Annotated in this window: 16 protein-coding genes and 1 pseudogene; 8 read left to right on the top strand and 9 right to left on the bottom strand. The window is 64.6% G+C overall.

Features of this window, described 5'->3' with window-relative positions; translation table 11 throughout:
- The first annotated feature begins 445 nt into the window (after positions 1-445).
- The 5 genes from AAFL97_RS10355 (at position 446) to AAFL97_RS10335 (ending at position 5,483) form a co-directional block, all read left to right on the top strand.
- Positions 446-1,000 (top strand): class I SAM-dependent methyltransferase, encoded by a 555-nt coding sequence (locus tag AAFL97_RS10355; RefSeq protein ID WP_341644831.1) that lies wholly within the window; start codon positions 446-448, stop codon positions 998-1,000.
- A gap of 349 nt (positions 1,001-1,349) precedes the next feature.
- Positions 1,350-3,215, top strand: a complete 1,866-nt coding sequence (locus AAFL97_RS10350; protein WP_341644830.1) for a TonB-dependent receptor domain-containing protein — start codon at positions 1,350-1,352, stop codon at positions 3,213-3,215.
- Positions 3,216-3,249: 34 nt separating this feature from the next.
- Positions 3,250-3,945: a response regulator transcription factor gene (locus tag AAFL97_RS10345; protein WP_263462796.1), complete on the top strand. Its 696-nt coding sequence runs from the start codon at positions 3,250-3,252 to the stop codon at positions 3,943-3,945.
- A 201-nt stretch (positions 3,946-4,146) separates the two neighbouring features.
- On the top strand, positions 4,147-5,259 hold the full coding sequence (locus AAFL97_RS10340) for a sensor histidine kinase (RefSeq protein ID WP_341644829.1): 1,113 nt from the start codon (positions 4,147-4,149) through the stop codon (positions 5,257-5,259).
- 98 nt (positions 5,260-5,357) lie between these two features.
- On the top strand, positions 5,358-5,483 hold the full coding sequence (locus tag AAFL97_RS10335; RefSeq protein WP_341644828.1) for a hypothetical protein: 126 nt from the start codon (positions 5,358-5,360) through the stop codon (positions 5,481-5,483).
- Positions 5,484-5,581: 98 nt separating this feature from the next.
- On the opposite strand, the gene AAFL97_RS10330 is transcribed toward AAFL97_RS10335, so the two are convergent.
- The 3 genes from AAFL97_RS10330 to AAFL97_RS10320 all read right to left on the bottom strand — a co-directional run bounded on the left by AAFL97_RS10330 (position 5,582) and on the right by AAFL97_RS10320 (position 9,589).
- A complete protein-coding gene (locus tag AAFL97_RS10330) occupies positions 5,582-8,023 on the bottom strand; it encodes a TonB-dependent siderophore receptor (RefSeq protein ID WP_341644827.1) in 2,442 nt (813 codons plus the stop codon).
- A gap of 85 nt (positions 8,024-8,108) precedes the next feature.
- Positions 8,109-9,065, bottom strand: coding sequence for a FecR domain-containing protein (locus tag AAFL97_RS10325; protein WP_341644826.1), 957 nt, complete (start codon positions 9,063-9,065; stop codon positions 8,109-8,111).
- Between the two features lie 29 nt (positions 9,066-9,094).
- Entirely contained in the window at positions 9,095-9,589 is a 495-nt protein-coding gene (locus AAFL97_RS10320; protein WP_445954531.1) for a sigma-70 family RNA polymerase sigma factor, read from the bottom strand.
- Between the two features lie 152 nt (positions 9,590-9,741).
- Here AAFL97_RS10320 and AAFL97_RS10315 point away from each other — a divergent pair, with 152 nt between their 5' ends.
- Complete coding sequence (locus AAFL97_RS10315) at positions 9,742-10,107, top strand: type II toxin-antitoxin system Phd/YefM family antitoxin (protein WP_341644824.1); 366 nt, start codon at positions 9,742-9,744, stop codon at positions 10,105-10,107.
- A 9-nt stretch (positions 10,108-10,116) separates the two neighbouring features.
- Positions 10,117-10,524, top strand: coding sequence for a type II toxin-antitoxin system VapC family toxin (locus AAFL97_RS10310; protein ID WP_341644823.1), 408 nt, complete (start codon positions 10,117-10,119; stop codon positions 10,522-10,524).
- Between the two features lie 42 nt (positions 10,525-10,566).
- On the opposite strand, the gene AAFL97_RS10305 is transcribed toward AAFL97_RS10310, so the two are convergent.
- From AAFL97_RS10305 to AAFL97_RS10280, 6 genes are all read right to left on the bottom strand, one after another.
- A complete protein-coding gene (locus tag AAFL97_RS10305; protein WP_341644822.1) occupies positions 10,567-13,104 on the bottom strand; it encodes a TonB-dependent siderophore receptor in 2,538 nt (845 codons plus the stop codon).
- A gap of 95 nt (positions 13,105-13,199) precedes the next feature.
- Positions 13,200-14,183, bottom strand: coding sequence for a FecR domain-containing protein (locus AAFL97_RS10300; RefSeq protein ID WP_341644821.1), 984 nt, complete (start codon positions 14,181-14,183; stop codon positions 13,200-13,202).
- Positions 14,170-14,667, bottom strand: a complete 498-nt coding sequence (locus tag AAFL97_RS10295) for a sigma-70 family RNA polymerase sigma factor (protein ID WP_442806673.1) — start codon at positions 14,665-14,667, stop codon at positions 14,170-14,172. The genes AAFL97_RS10300 and AAFL97_RS10295 overlap by 14 nt, the downstream gene beginning before the upstream one ends.
- A 221-nt stretch (positions 14,668-14,888) precedes the next feature.
- Positions 14,889-17,303, bottom strand: coding sequence for a TonB-dependent siderophore receptor (locus tag AAFL97_RS10290; RefSeq protein WP_341644820.1), 2,415 nt, complete (start codon positions 17,301-17,303; stop codon positions 14,889-14,891).
- Between the two features lie 83 nt (positions 17,304-17,386).
- Positions 17,387-18,367 carry a FecR family protein gene (locus AAFL97_RS10285; RefSeq protein WP_341644819.1) on the bottom strand — a complete coding sequence of 327 codons (981 nt, stop codon included), beginning with the start codon at positions 18,365-18,367 and terminating at the stop codon, positions 17,387-17,389.
- Positions 18,364-18,882 carry a sigma-70 family RNA polymerase sigma factor gene (locus AAFL97_RS10280; RefSeq protein ID WP_341644818.1) on the bottom strand — a complete coding sequence of 173 codons (519 nt, stop codon included), beginning with the start codon at positions 18,880-18,882 and terminating at the stop codon, positions 18,364-18,366. Before AAFL97_RS10280 ends, AAFL97_RS10285 begins: the two co-directional genes overlap by 4 nt.
- A gap of 151 nt (positions 18,883-19,033) precedes the next feature.
- On the opposite strand from AAFL97_RS10280, the pseudogene AAFL97_RS10275 reads away from it, so the two are divergent.
- Positions 19,034-19,395 (top strand): annotated as a pseudogene (locus AAFL97_RS10275) (transposase); the annotation flags it as partial.
- Positions 19,396-19,515: the final 120 nt, after the last annotated feature.

Raw genomic sequence — 19,515 nt, 5'->3', positions numbered from 1 at the left:
TGCAGCGGAATGGTCATTCGCATTCCTGCGGCGGCCGAGAAGATATCCCGCCACCAGGCCGGCCAGCAGGCACAGCACCGGCCAGAGCCAGCCCTGCCCATCGGTGGGCCGAAGCAAGCCGTCGGAGGCGAGCGACGGCGGGACGGCAAGCAATGGCGCAAGACCCGTGGCGATACGGGCCGCTGTCCTGATTGGCGCTGAAATCTCCTTGTCCGGAACGCGATCCATTGCCTTGTCGGAAACCACCGATGGGCCAGGCGGGCATGCTGGCGATGGCCTGAATCTATAGCACAGATTCGTTGCGCAATGCGGCGGCATGCCGGCCCGACCCGATGGTCATGACGATCATCGGTACTGCCGGAAACGACGCCGCTGCATTCGGTGGCAGGCTGGTTAGAATGTCCGCCACACGACCCCGCATGACCAGGGATAACGGAAACAGCCCATGCACGACCTCCTGCACACCGCCGCGAGCACGCCTTCCAACTGGGTGACGCGATTCGCGCCCTTGATCGCCTCGGGCGGCGCAATCCTGGATTACGCCTGCGGCAGCGGCCGCCATGCACGCTGGCTGGCGCAGCGCGGCTTCCGTGTCGAAGCGGTCGACCGCGACGGCATCGCGCTGCAGCTTCTGCAGGGCTTGCCCAAGGTCAGCACCCGCGAGGCCGATCTCGAAGGCGAGGCATGGCCGTATGCCGGACGCCAGTTCGACGCCGTCGTCGTCACCAACTACCTGTACCGCCCGTACTTCGGCCACTTGCTCACCGTGCTGCGGCCGGGCGGGGTGCTGATCTACGAGACCTTCATGCTCGGCAACGAGCGTTTCGGCAAGCCGAGCAATCCCGAATTCCTGCTGCGGCCGAACGAGTTGCTCGAACGGCTGCGGGGCGACTGGACCATTGTCGCCTTCGAGCAGGGCGAAGTGCAGTCGCCGCGCCTGGCCGCGGTGCAGCGGATATGCGCGGTGCGCGGGCACGCGGCGACGCTGGTGCTGCCCTAGAAAGGGCGGGCATGCCGCCGTATCGGCGTAGCGCTGGTTTCAGCCGCGTGAACTTCCGCCGTTTGCACTGACTCGCCTCCTGCAGATGCCACCGCCCCGAGCCGGGGAGCATGGCTACGTCAGCTTGCGATCAGGAAAGAGTGCAAAACTGAGAGTGATTCTTATTCGTGAATTCATTCCAAGACAAGGGATGGACAACGAATCCTTCTCCATGCACTCATTTCTGGTACCGATAATGTCTCACGTGCAGTCTCTGATTTCCCCCAAATCCCCGTCGTCCCTGGTGCTGGCCATGCTGGCATGCGCCTCTTCGGCTGCAATTGCGCAACAGGCTGGAAGCGAACGCAGGATGGACGAGATCGTTGTCACCGCGTCCGGTTTCGAGCAGGCCATCGCCGAGGCGCCGGCGACGATCAGCGTCATCACCAAGGAAGAGCTCGAAGGCAAGTACTACCGGGACGTGACCGATGCCTTGCAGGATCTTCCCGGCATCAGCATCGAAGGCGGGTCGGGCGGCAAGATCGAGAGCACGTCCATCAACATTCGCGGCATGGGCGAGAGCTACGTGCTGTTCCTCGTCGATGGCAAACCGCTCGGTGCTTCGTCGGAGGCCTACTACAACGGTTTCGGCGGCGGCGCGCAGGTGGGCTGGCTGCCGCCGATGTCCGCCATCGAGCGCATCGAAGTCGTGCGCGGGCCGATGTCCTCGCTGTATGGCTCCAGTGCGCTCGGCGGGGTGATCAACATCATCACCAAGAAGGTGACCGACAGCTGGACGGGCAGCGTCACGCTCGACACCGTGCTGCAGGAGAATGACGACGCCGGCAAGACCTACCAGGGGCGCTTCTACCTGAACGGGCCGCTGGTGAACGACAAGCTGGCGCTGGTTCTGTACGGCTCCAGGTACAAGCGCAGCGAGGACGATTTCATCGGCGGCTACGCGCGCAAGGAGCGTGAGGACATCACCGGCAAGCTGCGCTGGAAGCTCAGCGAGGCGCAAAGCCTCGAATTCGAGACCGGCGTGGCGGAGCACGAGAACGAGCGCACCGCGAAGACCGGCAGCGCCGGCGACATGGCCAACAAGCGCACCCATTTCAGCCTGATGCACGACATCGACTGGAACTCGGCGATCAGCACGAAGAGCTTCATCCTGCAGGAAAAGGTCGATATCGAGAACGGCAGCCTGGAGTCGGCCTACCGGGCGACGACCATCAATTCCAAGACCGTGGCCAGGCTGGAGCGCCAGGTGCTGACGATGGGCCTGGAGCACAAGAAGGAAGAGACGGATCACGACGCCAGCCGCTTCCCCGGGTCCTCGTCGCTGAAGCTGTCGCGCTGGCAGGCGGCGCTGTTCATCGAGGACGAGTATTACCTGACCGACGACTTCGCGCTGACCGGCGGCCTGCGCTACGACCGGAACCAGCACTACGGCAACGAAGTCACCCCGCGCTTGTACGGCGTCTACCATCTGTCTCCGCAACTGGTGGTCAAGGGCGGCGTCAGCGGTGGCTACAAGACCCCGACCCTCAAGCAGGCCGACGACCGCATCGTCGAGAACGCCGCGCGCGGCGCATCGTGGGACAAGGGCAACCCGAACCTGAAGCCCGAGCGCAGCACGAACTACGAGCTCGGCATCAACTGGACGGATCCGCAGCGGTTCAATGCCGGGCTGACGGTCTACCGGACCAATTTCGAAGACAAGATCGGCACCCACACCATTTGCCAGAGCCCGAGCGGGATGGCCAACTGCCAGGGGCCGGACGGTTCGTGGCGCAACCGCATGAGCCAGTACATCAACCTCGATGCCGCGCGGCTCAACGGTGTGGAGGCGACCTTCGGCATGCCCATCAGCCGGGCTGCCCGCTTCAACGCCAACTACACCTGGTCCGACAGCGAGATCACCGGCGGCGCGAGCAAGGGCAGGCCGCTGAACAACACGCCCCGCCACATGGTGAACCTCGGCCTCGACTGGAAGATCGGCGACCATGCGGGCATGTGGGCCAAGGCAAAGTACAAGAGCAAGACGATCGAGGACGGTACCGCCAGCATTCCCGGCTACACCCTGGTCGATATCGGCGGCTCGTACCGGCTGCACAAGCACCTCAACACCTTTGCCGGCATCTACAATCTGTTCGACAAGGAAGTGAACAGCTCGGACTACGGCAAGACCCTCGACGGCCGTCGCCTGTATCTGGGCGTGACTGCGGAGTTTTGATGAGTAGGGCGCGCCCGGCGGAGCAAGATGTGCGATGAAGGTTCTGGTTGTCGAAGATCACTGCGAATTGCGCGAATTGCTGGTGAATCATCTCGAGTATTCGGGGTTCGCAGTGGACGCGGTGGCGACGGGCGCGCAGGCCCTGACCGCGATTCGGCTGCATCGCTACGACGCGCTCCTGCTGGATCTGGGGCTGCCCGACATGGATGGCATGCAGATTCTGCGCGAGCTGGCCGGCAAGGGTGGAGCAGGACTGCCGTGCATTGCCCTGACTGCGCGCGACGCGCTGGAGAGCCGCGTCGCCGGCCTCAATGCCGGCGCCGACGACTATGTGCTCAAACCCTTCGACATGCCTGAACTGGTCGCTCGCCTGCGCGCGCTGCTGCGGCGCGTGGGGAACGACGGAGAGGTCCTGCTGACACTCGGCAACGTCGCCTACGACCCTTCGTCGATGCAGTTGCGGATCGGCGGCCAGTTGCAGGACCTTGCACGCAGGGAGGCGATGCTGTTCGAGGAACTGATCCGGATCGCGCCCCGCATTGCCGTCAAGGACAGGCTCGAACAATGCATCTATGCCAGCCATGAGCCGGCTTCGCTCAACGCGGTGGAGGCGCTGGTGTCGCGTCTGCGCAAGAAACTCCAGCAACTGGGCGCGGACGTGCGCATCGATACCGTGCGCGGCATCGGCTATCGCCTGGTGGCCGAACAGCGCATGACCGTGCCCGGGTGATGGCGACCAGTCTGCGCTGGCGGGTGCTGTTCTCGATGGTGGTGGTGGTCGCGGTGTGCGCCACCTGCATGAGCCTCTACCTGCACGGTACGCGACGTGCTGCGGCGCGGTCTGGCATTTCTGGAAGCACGCGATGCCGTCGCGGCTTTTGTCGAAAGCCGCGATACCGCGCAGCTCCCGGCCGTGCATGCGGGGGGCGACATGTCCTACACCTTGTATTCCGCGGATGGAGCAGTCCTGTGGATGTCCGCCGACCGCAGCCGCGCCTTGCGCCTGCGGCAGGATTCCCTGGAGGATCTCGCCGAGCGTTTCTGGTTCGGCCGTGACATCGGCCGGATCATCAATGTGCCGGTACCGCTGGACGATGGCGGGGTGCTGATGGTGGCGCGGCGCGACGTCAACGAGCGCGAAGCCATTCAGACTTTGCTGGATGCACGCCTCAGACACAGTCTGCTGGTGTTGATGCCCCTCATGTTGCTGTTCGGCATTCTGCTGTGGGCGCTGATGGCCTGGACGCTGGCGCCCGTGCGCCGCGCGGCACGTCTGGCCGAGGGAATCGGCCCCGATCGAACCGAACGGATACCGGAAGCGTCGCTGCCCGAGGAGATCCGTCCGCTGGGGCGTGCGCTGAATCGCGCAGTCGCCCGCCTGAGCGAAGCCCTGCAGGCCGAACGGCAGATACTCGCCGACGGCGCCCATGAATTGAGGACACCGCTGACGGTGGTGGATTTGCGTCTGCAGAAGTTCGAGCAGGAGGGGCGGGTGGACTGGCGGGTCGTGCGCCAGGATCTCCAGCAATTGAGGCGGGTGACCGAGCAACTGCTGATGCTTGCCCGGCAGGATCACACCCCGGAGGCGAACAAGTCGGACGCTTGCCAGCTCTCGGTCCTGATACGCGAAGTCATCGCCCATCTGTATCCGATGTTCGAATCCCGTGGGCGCGACGTATCGATCGACGAGGAAACGGTGGCGCCACTGGTGCAGGGAACGCCGGGCCTGGTGCGGGAGGTCATCGTCAACGTGCTGGAAAACGCCCTGGTGCACGGTGCGGGAACGGTCAGCGTCCGCATCGGCTGCGATGCGAAGGCGGGACTGGCCCATGTCGAAGTCGAGGACCAGGGGCAGGGCGTGCCGCTGGCGTGCCAGCACGAATACTTCAGGCGCTTCCACAAGGGCAGTGCCGAGTCGCCCGGTTCAGGACTGGGCCTGGCCATCGTCGAGCAGATCATGCGCCAGGTGGGCGGCACGGCGAGCTTCGTCTCCAGCTCGCCGTGCGTGTTGCGATTGAGTTTTGTACTTTGGCAGCACACATGAGGCTGGTGCTGAATTTTCGTTGATTGATTCAACTTCAATCACTACGATTGAAATCAAATCGGATTGAGAAGAGTCGAACCGGATTCAAGGAGAGCATCATGCCAAAAGCCGAAACCCGTGTTCTGACCGCACACGTACTCGTCGGGCGGTACCAGATGCGCTACGAAATTCAGGGCGGGACGATCTACATTCTGCGAATCTGGCATACGCGCGAGGATCGGTAACGAGGGGCAGGACTGTCGCGGCGATCTGTTATCGCATGGATGACGTTGGGACTCTGCCTGGAGGAGTCCATGAGTCGGATGCCGCTGAGCAGCACGGTTCAGAAGCTGTAGCGCAGGTTCAAATAGGCGCTGCGGGGTTCACCGTACCAGCCGCCACTGTTGATGTTGGTGTAATAGCGTTTGTCGAACACGTTGTTGAAGTTCAAGGTGGCGCTGAGTTGGCGGCTGATGACGTAATGCGCCATCAGATCCAGCGTTGCGACGCTGCTCTGCGAGTAGGGGCGCGGGCTGCTGCTCGAAATGGCATTCTGCCAGCGCAGATTGGCGCCTAGCGTCAGGTCTTCCAGCACTTGATAGCTGGTAAACAGCTTCAGCGTCTTGCGCGGGATGTAGGTCAGGCGCGGCTTGCCGTTGGCATCGACGGGCTTGGCATGGCTGAAGCCGCTGGCAATCTGCCATTCGGGTGTCAGCTCTCCGGCGATTTCAAGTTCGAAGCCGGTTGTCTTGGTGCCGTCGATGCCTTCGTATACGTATTCTCCGGTGGGGCCCCTGTTGACCGAGCCGCCGGGGCCGGGCACGTATTCGGGCACGTTGTCCTTCTTGGTGCGATACATGGCGGCGGAAAGGTTCAGCCTGTCTTCGAAGAAGGCGAGTTTGAAGCCGGCTTCCAGATTGGAACCTTCGGCGGGGTCGAGCAGATTGCCGTTGGCGTCGGAACGGGTGGAAGGCTGGAAGATGTCCGTGTAACTGGCATAGACGGAGAGATGGTCGCCAAGGTCGACGACGATGCCGGCATAGGGGGTGACGACGGAGGATTCCTTGCTGGTTTTGCCGCGTGTCGTGATGCCCGCTGCGGTGAATCGATCCGTGCGCGTTTTCCAGTTGCTCAGGCGGCTGCCGATGATGAGCGATACGTCGTCCGTGACGCTGAGCCGGGTGGCGGCATACAGGCCGCTTTGCCAGTCGCGCAGGGTACTGCCGGCGCCGGTCGGACTCATGTCACCTCGGGGGTAGTGGCCGGTGCCGATCAGCCGAAACAGTTCGGCGTAGTCTGGAATCAGCGTATCCATCCGGTGGTGGTTCTTGCCGTCTTCCTTCATTTCGTAATAACTGCCGCCCATCACCAGTTCATGGGTGCGCCCGAACAGGCGATATGGACCGGTGGCGTGTAGCGTGGCCGAGTTCTGCGTAGGTTCGCCGTAATACTTGAATCCCCGGAACGAACCCACATTGCCGGCGCTTGCGTAATTCAGGCTGACGTCGCCGATCGTGATGTCGTATTTTCTGCGTGAGTGTTCGAGATCCAGCCGGATTTTCCAGTCGTTGTCGAAGTAGTGCTCCAGCCCGGCAAAGAGCGTCAGGTTGTCCCGCTGGGTGGATGACCAGTCTGCTGCGATGTTGGTCGAAGGGCCAAAGCCGGTTCTGGAGCCATCCAGGAAGAAGATGGGGGCGCCCGAGAACAGGCTGCCGGCACCCGAGGTTTCGTGCTGCTGGTATTCGACACCTGCCGACAGAATGGTGGCCGGCGTCAGGTCGACTTCGACGATGCCGTAGAAGATCTGTTTCTCCATCTCGACCCGGTCGACGAACATGCCGTTGTCTTGATGAACTGCAACCATGCGGCCCCGGACATTGCCTGTTTCCGTCAGGGGGCCGCCGAGGTCGGCCTCTACGCGGTAGAAATCCCAGGAACCGTACTTGGCGGCGACGTGAGCCTGGAATTCCGCCGTAGGCAGTTTGCGTACCAGGTTCACTGCGCCAGACGGCTCCCCGACACCATTCAGCAGGCCGCTGGCGCCGCGTACGACTTCGACACGGTCGAATATTGCCGTGTCGGCGATGTCGTTCTTGAAACCAAAGCGGTGTGAACGTGGCACGCCGTCCACCTGGTAGTTCTGCAGTTCGAAGCCACGGGAGTAGATAGCGTTGCTGTCGCCTCCGACCACATTGGTGTTGTTGAAATACAGGCCTGTGGTCTGATCCAGCACCTTGCTGATTTCGTCCAGCCCCTGGTCTTCCATGCGTTTGCGGGTCATCACCGTGATCGACTGCGGCGTCTCGCGCAGCGACAGATCCAGCTTGGTGGCGGTGTTGCTCAGGTTGGTGGTGTAGGAGCCCGTGCCTTCGGTGATACCGATCACTCTGACTGCGGACAAGACTGCAGTGCCTGCCGGGGCATCCGGCAGTCTGTGCAGCATGTAGCTGCCATCGTCACGTCGTGTCACCCCCAGGCCGCTGCCGCTAAGAAGGCGATGCAGCCCTTCCTCGATGCTGAAGCTACCGTTCAGGCCGGGGCTGCGCCGATTGGCCACCAGCGTGGGGTCGAAGCTGAGCAGCACGCCGGAAATGGCGCCGGCCTGGTTGAGTGCGGCAGCGAGCGGCCCTGCAGGAATGTCGAAGCGATGGGTGGGCGCGACCTGGGCCATGGCGGTGGCAGGCAGCAGTGTGCCGGTCAGGCCGATGCTGCCCAAAAGCAGGCTCAAAGCGAGGGCAATGGGGCGGCGAAGCGGCCGGGGCGGGCAGCGCTGGGGATCGTGCATCGAAGATTCCTCGGTTTGCGATGAAAGGGGGCTTTCCTTCCATGCCAATCGAGCGCACAAAAAGTACAGCGCCGGAGCGAGTTTTTTATCGACGGCGCACGATGATCTGGCCGCGGCCGGGGTCGCCGTCGTGCAGGGGGAGGATGCGAACCGGCAGAATGTCGGCCAGCACGGACAGGGCCCGGTCGGTATCGGCCAGGGGATAGGTACCGGAGATGCGTAGATCGCGGGTGCTCGGGTCGACGATCAGCGGTGCCTGGCGGTAGCGCGCCAGTTCGGCGATCAGTTCGGCGAGCGGCAGGTCGTCCGCGATCAACATGCCTTGGGTCCAGGCGTTTTCATGGGGGTGGGCGGCGCGTTGTTCGCTCAGTCCGAATCTGTCGAAACGGGCGCTTTCGCCGGCGGACAGGACAGGGGCTGGGTCCGCAGCTGATTTCAGGTGAATGGCGACGCGGGCTTCCTGCACGGCGACCCTGGTGCTGCCTTCGCTCTGCTGGACGGTGAAGCGGGTGCCCAGTGCCTGAACCCGGCCTTCCGCGGTCTGCACCATCAGTGGCGGCCGTGGAGACGGGTTTGCCGGCGCGGTCGTCAGCGACAGCCGGCCGCGCCGCAGGTGGATGAGGCGAAGCTGGCTGGAAAAGGCAAGGTCGATGGCCGAATCGGTGTCCAGCAGCAGCACGCTGCCATCGGCCAGATGCAGACTGCGCTGTTCGCCGATGGCCGTGTAATGGTCTGCCGACCAGTCGCTGCGTCGCCAGCCCTGCCAGCCGATCAGGCTGCTCGCGAGCAGCCCTGCAATACTGCCCAGCACGCGGCGGCGCTTGCGTGAGCGCAGGGCCGGGCGGCGTTCCAGGGCTTCGATCGAAGCGTGGGCCTGTTCGCGCGGAATATCGGCAAACAGGGCCATGGCGGTTTCGGCGCGCTGCCAGCCGGCCTTGTGTCGCGGATCGGCTGCAAGCCAGGACCGCCAGCCTTCCCGCTCGGCCTCTGTCGCCTCGCCGGATGCCAGCAGCACGAACCAGCGTGCGGCCTCGGTCAGCATCTCGGCAGTGGGTTCCTGCGTGGAGAGGGTCACGGCAGTTCGATCTGCATGCAGTGAGTGACGGCTTGCAGCATGTATTTTTTGACCATGCTCACCGAGACCCCCTGACGTTCGGCGATTTCTGCATAAGTCAGGCCTTCGAGCTGTGAAAGCAGGAAGGCGGAACGAACCCTGGGCGGCAGACCGTCGAGTAGCGTATCGATCCGCAGCAGCGCCTCGACGATCAGCGCCCGCTCTTCCGGGCTGGGACTCAGTGGTATCGGCTGGCTGGACAGGGCATCAAGCCAGGCGCGCTCGATTTTCTGGCGGCGGAAGTGGTTGGCAACCAGCCCTTTGGCGATAGTGGTCAGAAAGGCGCGTGGTTCGCGCAGCTCGACCGGTTCATCGCGGTCGATCAGGCGCAGAAAGGTGTCGTGGGCGAGGTCGGCTGCATGCTCCGAGCAGCCCAGCTTCTTGCGCAGCCACACATGCAGCCAGTGATGGTGGTCGGCGTACAGATCGGCAACGGGCTGGACTGGGGCGATGGACACGGAATGCTCTGCGAAAACGGTAACAGCTGGCTGTCCAGCAGGGCGGTTTTCAGATTATTTTGATATCGAGAAGCGTTCTTATTCTCCTGGGCACGGATCGGCCCGTCAAGGATCGTGGCGATGGCGCTGCGCCTGCCAGCGGAGTAATGCTGATTCAAGCTCCTTATGCTTTTGCGGCGGTGGTGCATCTCCGGGTCCTGTTACCGGCTGGACATCGCGAGGATGGCGGACTAAGGTTGACCAAGTTCATGAATCTGGCGGAGGAAGCCATGCAATCGGTCAACATTCACGAAGCAAAGACGCATTTGTCGCGATTCGTCGATCTGGCCGCGGCTGGCGAAGAGATCGTCATCGCCCGTGCGGGCAAGCCGGTAGCGCGGCTTGTCGCACTGGAAACAGTGCATCCGAAGCCGCGCCGTCTGGGGTTGGGGAAGGGGCGTTTCACGATGCCCGAGAATTTCGATGCGCTGGGCGAGGATGAAATCCGTGCGATGTTCGAAGGTGGCGTCTGAGAGCTGGCCGTGTCTGGAAACCGCACTCTGCTGCTTGATACCAATGTTCTGCTCGCCGCGCTGATTGCTCCGGAGCGCTTGCCGGAGAAGGTGCGCAGCGAACTGGAGGACTCCGGCAATACCATCCTGTTCAGCGCGGCAAGCATCTGGGAGATCGCCATCAAGCGCTCGCTCTTGCGTGAGGATTTCGACTTCGAGCCCGAAGATATCGAAACGCTTGCCGTGCAAACCGGCTTTGTCGAACTTCCGGTCATGGCGGCGCATTCCCGGCGTGTCCGCCATCTGCCCTGGCATCACCGCGACCCGTTCGATCGTTTGCTGGTCGCCCAGGCGGAATGCTTGCCGGCCTATCTGCTGAGCACGGATGCCATGCTGGAGAAGTACAGTGCTCTTGTACGGCGGGTAGTGATGCAATGAACGACTCCGGTGTTGCGCTTACCGGGGCCGTTCATTGTCGATCTATTGCCGGTAGCTGAGCGTCAGCATGGCGCCGCGCGGCGTGCCGTACCAGTTGCTGCAGCAGGTATCGCCGATGTTCTCGTAATACTTACGGTCGAACAGGTTGTTGACGTTGAGCGCCAGCGTCCACTTCGGGTCCAGGCGGTACTGCACCATGGTGTTGACCACCGCGTAGCCGCCCTCGCGGAAGTCATAGGCCCGGTCGACACCGTTGAGGGTGGCGGTGCCGCTGACCAGGGTCTTGCTCTGCACGTGCGCGCTGCCGCCCACCTTCCAGCGCGACCACTCACCCGGCAGCGTATAGGCCGTGGACAGCTTGAGCAGATGGCGCGGCGTGATGGTGCTGAAGGTGTTGCCGGCCTTCTCGTCGCGCGTGCGGTTGTAGGTATAACCCAGCGCGGCCTGCCAGCCGGGCAGCAGTTCGCCGCCGATCTCCAGGTCCACACCGCGGCTGGTGACCTCGCCCTGCGGCAGATAGCAGCAGTTGCCCGCATAGGCGTGGTAGTTGGCGGGGTAGCGGGTGTCGAGAAGCGCCGTGCCGGTGCGCTCGACGTTGAACACGCTCAGCGTGGCATTGAGGCGGCCGCCGTACAGTTCGCCCTTCAGGCCGGCCTCGTAGCTCCTGCCCTTGATGGGCTCCAGGGAACCGCTGCCCGGCGGCGGGCCGTACAGCATCAGCGATTGCGGCTTGTAGATGCCGGCATAGCTCAGGTAGGCGGACCAGTTGTCGTCCAGATCGTAGATCACGCCGCCGTAGGGGGTGATCTTGGTGCCGAGGCTGAACGGCAAGTCGGAGGTGGTGGTCCAGGGCGCCGAAGCCGAGGGCGCGGAGGAAATACGCTGGTCGAACTCGTAGCGGCTGGCGCGGGCGCCGGCGACCACGTGCAGGCGGTCGGTGGGATGCAGGCGCAGCACCGCGTAGCCGCCGACCTGTTCCTGGCCCCAGGGGCCGTAGCGGGTGTGGGAGCGCTGGGAAACGTCGTGGTCAGGATTCCAGGCATCGCCGCCGCCGGGCACGTAGGCCGGGTCGCCCCAGTGGCCGGCGAAGGTGGCGGCGATCCAGCGGCTCTTCACCCGCTGCCAGTCCGCGCCCACCAGCAACTCGTGGCTACGGCCGAACAACTGGAAATTGCCGCTGAGGTTGAGGTCGACCAGATCCTGGCGGTTCTCGTATTCATAGTGGCCGCCGGCCCAGACGCCCAGCCCGGTGGCGGGATCGACCGGGCCGCCGACGAAGGCAGTATTGGCTTCCGTGTCGGTCTCGCTGTGGGTCAGGTTGAGCTTGAGCGCCCAGCCGTTGGCGAAGGTGTGGGCGAACTGGGCGAAGACTTCGCTTTCGTCGCTGTCCTTGTAGGCCCAGGGCTGGGTCAGGCTGGCGCTGCGCTTGAGGTCGAGCGCGCGGCCGTCGGCGTAGCGCGGCAGGCCCGAGCCGCCGCCGGTCTCGTTGCGGCGGTTGAAGCTGCCGCCCAGCGTGAACAGCGTGCGCTCGCCCAGGTCGGCCTCGATGACGCCGTAGAAGGCTGGGCGTTCGGTGCTGCGGTGGTCCAGGTGGTAATCGCGGTTCTCGTACAGCACCACGGCACGGCCGCGGATGCGGCCGTCCTCGGACAAGGGGCGGCTGAAGTCGGCCATCGCGCGGTAGTGGTCCCAACTGCCGGCGGACAGTTCCAGTACGGTCTGCGCCTCGGCCAGCGGCTTCTTGCGCGCCAGGTTGATGATCCCGCCGGGGTCGCCCATGCCGCCGAGCAGGCCGGAGGCGCCGCGCATGACTTCCACGCGGTCGTAGAACGCCAGGTCCTGCAGCGGACTGTAGGTGTAGGCGCCGAGCGCCAGCGGGGCGCCGCCGTCCACCTGCATGGCGGTGATCTGGAAGCCGCGCGAGTAGAAGTTGAAGGAATTGTCGTTCATCCGGTTCACGGTGACGCCGGGCATCAGCTTCAGCGCATCGTTGATGTCGACCAGCCTCTGATCCTCGATCTGCGCGCGCGTAAGCACCGACACCGACTGCGGAATCTCGCGGAAGGCCTGATCCGTCTTCGATGCGATGCTGGTCACGCGGCTGGTGTAGGAACCCGTGCCTTCGGTCGTGCCGTCTCCGGCCCGCCGTGCCAGCACGCGCACCGCCGCCAGCCGGGTGGGCGAATCGAAGCTGCCGCTGGCCGGTGCCGGGCGCAGCAGGTAGCCGCCGCCCTGCTGGGGCACGGCTTCGAGCCCGGTATCGCGGAGCAGTTCGTGCAGCGCGCCGGCCGTGGTGTAGCGGCCCTGCAGGCCGGCGCTTTGCCGCCCGGCGGTGAGCTCGGTGGAGAAGGACAGCATCAGGCCGCTTTCGACGCCGAAGCGGTTCAGCACTTCGGCGAGCCTGCCGGCGGCAATGGTGTAGTTACGGGCATCGTCCTGCTGGGCGTGCAGCGCACCGGCTGGCAGCAGCACGGCGGCGGCAAAGCCGCCGTACAGGCCGGCGCGCAGCGCGCGGGCGAAGGCGCGCCGGCGCAGGCGTGCAGATGTGTCGTTCGATGGGGGTGTTGCGGTTTCGCGCATGGAAGGCCTCTTCGTGGATGGCGGAAAACGAGGGGTTCTCCCTATCCATGCCCCGCGAAAAACGAATCGGGATCAGGTCGGCCGAAATTTTTTCTTCAGGCCGGATGGATGTTTGTCCGGCTGCCGCCCCACCAGCGCCGCTGCTGCTCGATGCGGATGGGCAGGGCGCGGGCGAGCAGTTGCAGGATGGCTTGCGGGTCGGCCAGCGGATAGGTGCCGCTGACCTTGAGCCCATCCAGCGCGGGATCGCAGTGCAGGGGCTGGCCGCTGAGCCGTGCAAGTTCGGCAATGAATGCAGGCAAGGGCTGGTCTTCGGCAACGAGGATGCCGCGCGTCCAGGCGGCGTCCGACGCGCGGACGGAAGCAGGGGGCGCCACCTCGTGCGTGGAGAAGCGCGCTTGCCGGCCAGCCGAAAGCAGGAGCCGTCCGCTTTCGTGCGCTCGTGCCGGCTCGAGCGCGACCTGTCCTTCAAGGACTGCCACCTGGGTGTGATCGCCGGTCGTGGCATCGCTGCGCACGGTGTAGCGCGTGCCGATGGCGCGGGCACGGCCGTGAGGCGTGTCGACGAAGAAGGGGCGAGCCGTGTCCTTGGCCGTGACGATGTGGATTTCGCCGGAATGCAGCACCAGCCGGCGCTCCTGCGCATCGAATCGAATATCGAGCGCGGTGTCGACGTTGAGATGGATCCGGCTGCCATCGCTCAGCTCGATTTCGCGGCGCTCGCCCGACCCGGTGCGATGCTCCGCCAGCAGGATGGGCAACTGCTGTGTCGATTCGCGGGCGAGCCAGGCCGTGCCACCCACGGCCAGCAGCACACCGAACGCCTTCAGCGCCCGCCGCCGGCTGCCGCCCGATGGCGCGAGTGCGCTGCGCGCCACTTGCGGCGGAATCCGGCCCAGGCTGTTGCCGAAGGCTTCGAGGCGGCTCCAGGCTTCGCGGTGCTCGGGTGCAGCCTCGTACCAAGTCTGCCAGCGGGCGCGCAATTCGGCATTGTTGCCATCGGATTGCAGCTCGATGAACCAGAGCGCCGCCTGGTGGCGGATGGCATCCCGGCTGGTGGCGGCCTTATCGTGCATCATCGCCAAAGCAGCAGGCGACCAGTGCCTTCGCGAGGTAGCGTTTGACTGTGGGCACGGAAATGCCGAGCGCGGCGGCGATTTCGGCCTGAGGCAGGCCGTCGATCTGCGACAGCAGGAAGACGCGCCTGACCAGCGGCGCAAGCGTGTCCAGGCGGCGGTCGATCTCCACCAGCGTTTCCACGATCAGTGCGCGCGTTTCGGGTGACGACGCTTCCGCTTCGGGTTGCAGCGCCAGGGTTTCGAGCCAGGCGCGCTCGATTTTCTGGCGGCGGAAGTGGTTGGCAACCAGCCCCTTGGCGATGGTGGTCAGAAAGGCGCGCGGTTCGCGCAGCTCGACCGGTTCATCGCGATCGAGCAGGCGCAGAAAGGTGTCGTGGGCGAGGTCGGCCGCATGCTCCGAGCAGCCCAGCTTCTTGCGCAGCCACACATGCAGCCAGTGATGGTGGTCGGCGTACAGATCGGCAACGGGCTGGACTGGGGCGATGGACACGGAATGCTCTGCGAAAACGGTGTCAGCTGGCTGTCCAGCAGGGCGATCTTCAGATTGTGTTGATATCGAGAAGCGTTCTTATTCTCCTGGGCACGGATCGACCCGTCAAGGATCGTGGGGGATGGCGGCTCGACCACAGGCTGCCGGCGGGCCGCGGAACCGGCGTGCCGACAAGCTGCACGGTGCCCCGTAGGGGCACGCGATCTGCTTGTGGGTCAGAAGTCGTAGCGCATGCTGACGTTGAAGCTGCGCGGTGCTCCCCAGGTGTAGAACAGCCCTTGAGCGTTGAAATTGGTGACACCGGCGAAATACTTTTCGTCCAGTGCGTTGTTGATGTTGGCGCTGATGCTCAGCTTGTCGTCGACCTGGTAACGCGCCATCAAATCGAGCAGCCAGTAGGCATCCTGGGCGAGCCTGGCATTGCCGCGCTGGACGGAAATTTCGCTTTGCCAGCGCGTGGCGGCGCCCACCGTCAGGCCGCGCAGCGTGCCGTCGGCGAAGCGGTAGGTACTGCCGAGCTTGAATTGGTGCTTGGGCGTGGCGCTGGAACTGTCCAGGTCGCTGCTGTGCTGCACGTAGCTGCCCTGGGCCTGCCAGTTGCGCGCCAGTTCGCCGGAGAGTTCCACTTCGTAGCCGCGCCGGATGGCGCCCATGACCGCCTTGTAGATGGATTCTCCGCGGTCGTTGAGGCCGACCTCCTCGGCCGTGTTGTCGGTACGCATCCAGAAGTAGCTGGCGCTGGCGTTGAGGCGCTTGTCGAAGAATTCGCCCTTGGCGCCGACCTCGTAGGTCAGCCCTTCTTCCGGGGCCAGGGTGCGCTCGCTCGCATCCTTGGCGCTTTGCGGCTTGAAGATGCTGGCGTAGCTGGCATAGAGGGAGATGTCCTTCGACACGTCCAACACCAGCCCGGCGTATGGGGTGACGACGCCGCTTTCGCGCATGTCGTAGTTGTACCAGCCGATGTCGGTGACGTCCTTCTGCTTGTAATCGCTGGCTCGCGCGCCGACGATCAGCTTGACCGGGTCGGCCAGCGAGAAGCGGCTGGCGGCATAGACGTAGCGGCGTTCGCTGCTGAAATAATCGTCGGAATACGTTGGCGTGCCGCCTGGTTCCGGCACGATGCCGCCGCCTTGGCCGTAATCGCCGCCGGGCAGCACGACATTGGGAAGGCCGGCACGGAGCAGCGTCGTGCGGTGGCGAGAGGCGCCGGCACCAAACAGCAATTGATGCTCCCGTCCGAACAGTTCGAAAGGACCTTGCAGGTCGAGGATGAAGCTCTGGTCGCGCGATTCGATGTCCTTGTAGATGCCGTACTGGGCTGTCACCGCGGGCAATGCGTAGCGCAGCGAGCCGATGCGCATCCTGGGTGTCTCGATGCCTTCGTGAGCTACCTGAAGCTTGCCCGTCCAGCCGTTGGCGAAGCGGTGCTCCAGGCGCGCGAAGGCGTTGAGCGAATCCTGCTCATAACCTGCCCAATCGGCGCCGATGTTGTAGTCGCGCGCCATGCGCGGCACCGCGTTGCCGTTGCCATCGAAGGCCTGGATCGGCGTCGTGCCGGCTGCGCCCCGCAGTTCGCGTTGGCGCCAGGTAAGGCCGGCGCTCAACAGGGTGGATGAGGTCAGATCGTATTCCAGCGTGCCGTACAGCATCGAGCTGTCGTTCTGCTTGCCGTTGAATGATTCTGCATCCTTACGCGCGGCAACCAGGCGGCCGCGCAAACTGGCGTCGGCGTTGAGCGGGCCGGCGATGTCGGCGTCGAGGCGATAGGTGTCCCAACGGCCGGCGCCGACCGTGGCACTGGCCTGGAATTCGCGCGTGGGGCGTTTGCGGATCAGATTGACGGTGGCCCCATAGGCGCCGTCGCCATTGATCAGGCCCGAAGAACCCTTGAGCACTTCGATACGGTCGATTTCCGCCAGGTCGTCCAGCGAGTGCACGATGTGGCTGTTCCATCCCCAGCCATTGGAGAAACGGCGGTTGCCGTCGGTTTGCAGGTTTACCGCCGAGCCACGTACGTTGAAGGTGGTCATCTCGTTCTGATGGCTCACCATGACGCCTGGCGTTTGTTCCAGCACGTCGGTAAGCGTCTCAAGCTTGAAATCGTCCATGCGCTGGCGCGTCATCACCGTGACCGATTGCGGCGTCTCGCGCAGGCTCAGCGCGAGGCCGGTGGCCGTGGCGCTGGGGCCGGTCTGCGTATAGCTGCCCGTGCCCTCGGTGGCGCCGCTGCCGTCGGCGGCCGCAGTGACCGTGACCGGTGCCAGCGCGCTATCCCCGGTGCTGCGGCGGCGCAGCGTGTAGCTGCCATCGCCGCGCAGTACGGCTTCCAGTCCGCTGCCGGCGAGCAGGCGGTCGAGCGCCTGGCTGGTGGTGTGCATGCCGCGCACGCCAGGGCTCTGCAGTCCGTCGGTGATGGCGGGGTCGAAGGCGAGAGCGATGCCCGCGCGGGTGGCAAAACTTGCGAGGCTGCGGCCCAGCGGGCCTGGGGGAATGTCGAAGGATTGGGCCGCAGTCCGGGCCGGGGGCGTGCCCTGCGCGAGCGCAGGACCGTTAAGGGTCAGGCTCAGCAAGCCTGCGCTCAAGGCGAGCTGGAGTGCGGTGGGGGCAAGCTTGCGGGTGCGTGCGTACATGCGTGTTTCCTCGGGTGGCAAACGGGTTTCAACCTGCTTGCCAGCCGACGGCGGCGAAAAGTATCAGCACACCTGAAAAAATTTCAGTTGCGTGGATCGATGCTGATCCACAGGCCATCGAGGCGACGGCGGATGTCCAACGGGAGGGTATCGGCGAGCATGGCCAGCGAGCGCTCGGTGGCGGCTGCGCTGCCGACCGGGAAGGCGCCGCTGATGCGCAGGGCGGCGACGGCGTCGTGGCATTGGACCACACCGCTGCGGTAGCGCGACAGTTCGTCGACCAGTTCGCCGAGCGGCATGTCGTCCGCCATCAGCATGCCGCGTGTCCAGGCCGCGGTGTTGGCGCTGCCAGGGGCGACCGGGCCGAGCGTGCCCGGTGCAAAGCTCGCCTGTTCTCCAGCCAGCAGGACCTGCGATGCCGTGCTGCCGCCGGGTGCGATGTGCACCTTGCCTTCGAGCACGGCGACGTGGGTGGCGGTGTCGCCGAGACGGACATTGAAGCGGGTGCCGATCGGGGTGGCGATGCCGTGCGGAGTGATGACGTGCAGCGGGCGCTCGGCAGCATCGTCGTGCCCGGTATGGACGAGGATTTCGCCCGCGTGCAGCAGAATGTTGCGTGCGGTGCTGCCGAAGCGCACGTCGATGGCGGTGGCGGTGTTGAGCGTGAGCTGCGTACCGTCTTCCAGCAGGATCTCGCGCTGTTCGCCTGCGGCAGTGCGGTAGTCGGACATCAGGCCTTTGCGTTCGAGCAGGCGCCAGCCGCTCCAGCCGATGGGCAGCAAGACCAGCAGTACCGCCAGCTTGCCGGCCTTGGCCAGCACGGCCCGACGTCCGCGTGCCGGCGGACGGTCGAGCGCGGGCAGCGCCAGGGCCGGAGGCAGGGCGCCGAGCTTGCCGAGCAGGGCTTCGGCGCGTTCCCAGGCGCGGCCGTGCTCGGGGCTGAGCGAGCGCCATCGTTCGAAGGCGTGGCGGTCGGCACTGCCTTCCTGCATCAACATCAGCCAGTCGGCAGCCTCGTCGAGCACCTCGGCCGATACGGGAGACGCTGCGGCCCGCTGTTTCACGGCTGTTCGATCATGATGTCGTCGAAGTGCTGCAGGCAGTGGCGGAAGGCCTGCCGCACGTAGCGCTTGACGGTGGGGAGCGAAATACCGAGTTCGGTGGCGATGTCCTCGTACTTGCAGTCGGCCACCTGGGCGAGCAGGAAGCTGCGCTTGACCAGCGGCGGCAGCGCGTCGAGCAGGGCATCGAGTGTGTTCAAGGCATCGAGGATCAGGTAGCGCTCTTCCTCGGACGGCGCCAGCGCCTCGGGCTGGGCGGCAAGGGCTTCGAGCCAGGCCTGTTCGAGCGACTGGCGCCGGTACCAGTTGACCAGGACGCCGCGCGCGACGGTCGTCAGATAGGCACGCGGTTCTTCGATGCGGGGCAGGGTTTCGTTTTTGAGCAGGCGGACGAAGGTGTCGTGTGCCAGGTCGGAAGCCTGGTGGCTGCAACCCAGCCTGCGTCGCAACCAGGCCCGTAGCCAGCCATGATGATTGCGGTAGAGCGCGTCGATGGAGTCGAGCGCAGCGGTGTTCATGCAAATCTCCGTGAGGCGCGGATTGCCGCCTGGCCCAGGCAGCTTTGTGGATAATTTTGAGAAGCGTTCTCATTCTTGCCTTTTTGCCTACAGGCGTCAAACGCTTGCCAGGAGTCTGCGCGGCAGAACACACAGCCGTTAGCCTTTGTAGGTGACGACTGCCTCGTACCTTCCGTACCATCCTGCGCAGCCGTACCTGCTGCCGCCTTCTGCAGATGAGTGGCTGTCCGAAGGCCACTTGGCATATTTCATCAGCGATACCGTGGACACACTTGATTTGTCCGCCTTTCACGCGCGCTATACCAAGGGCGGTCGGCGCAACCAGCCGTTCCATCCGGCGATGACGGTCGAGGTGTTGCTGTATGGCTACGCGACGGGCGTGTTTCCTCGCGCCAGTTGGCACGGCGTCTGCACGACGACGTGGCGTTTCGGGTACTGGCGGCGGGCAATTTCCCGGCCCATCGCACGCTGAGCGACTTTCACGCGCTGCATCTGGAAGGACTATCGGCCTTGCAACGTCAAGGCGTTACGCAGCGTGGGCGCTACGAGAGCGGCGAGGGCCGTCCGCGTACATGTTGTCGGCATTGTGCTGCCGCCGATAACGCGTTCTCGGACTGTTGGAGAAAGGGGCAG

Origin of the sequence: Thauera sp. SDU_THAU2 (genome assembly GCF_038260575.1) — a bacterium.
Classification (GTDB): Bacteria; Pseudomonadota; Gammaproteobacteria; order Burkholderiales; family Rhodocyclaceae; genus Thauera.
Note: the sequence above shows the minus strand (reverse complement) of the source record. Positions and strands in the feature narration are given on the sequence as shown.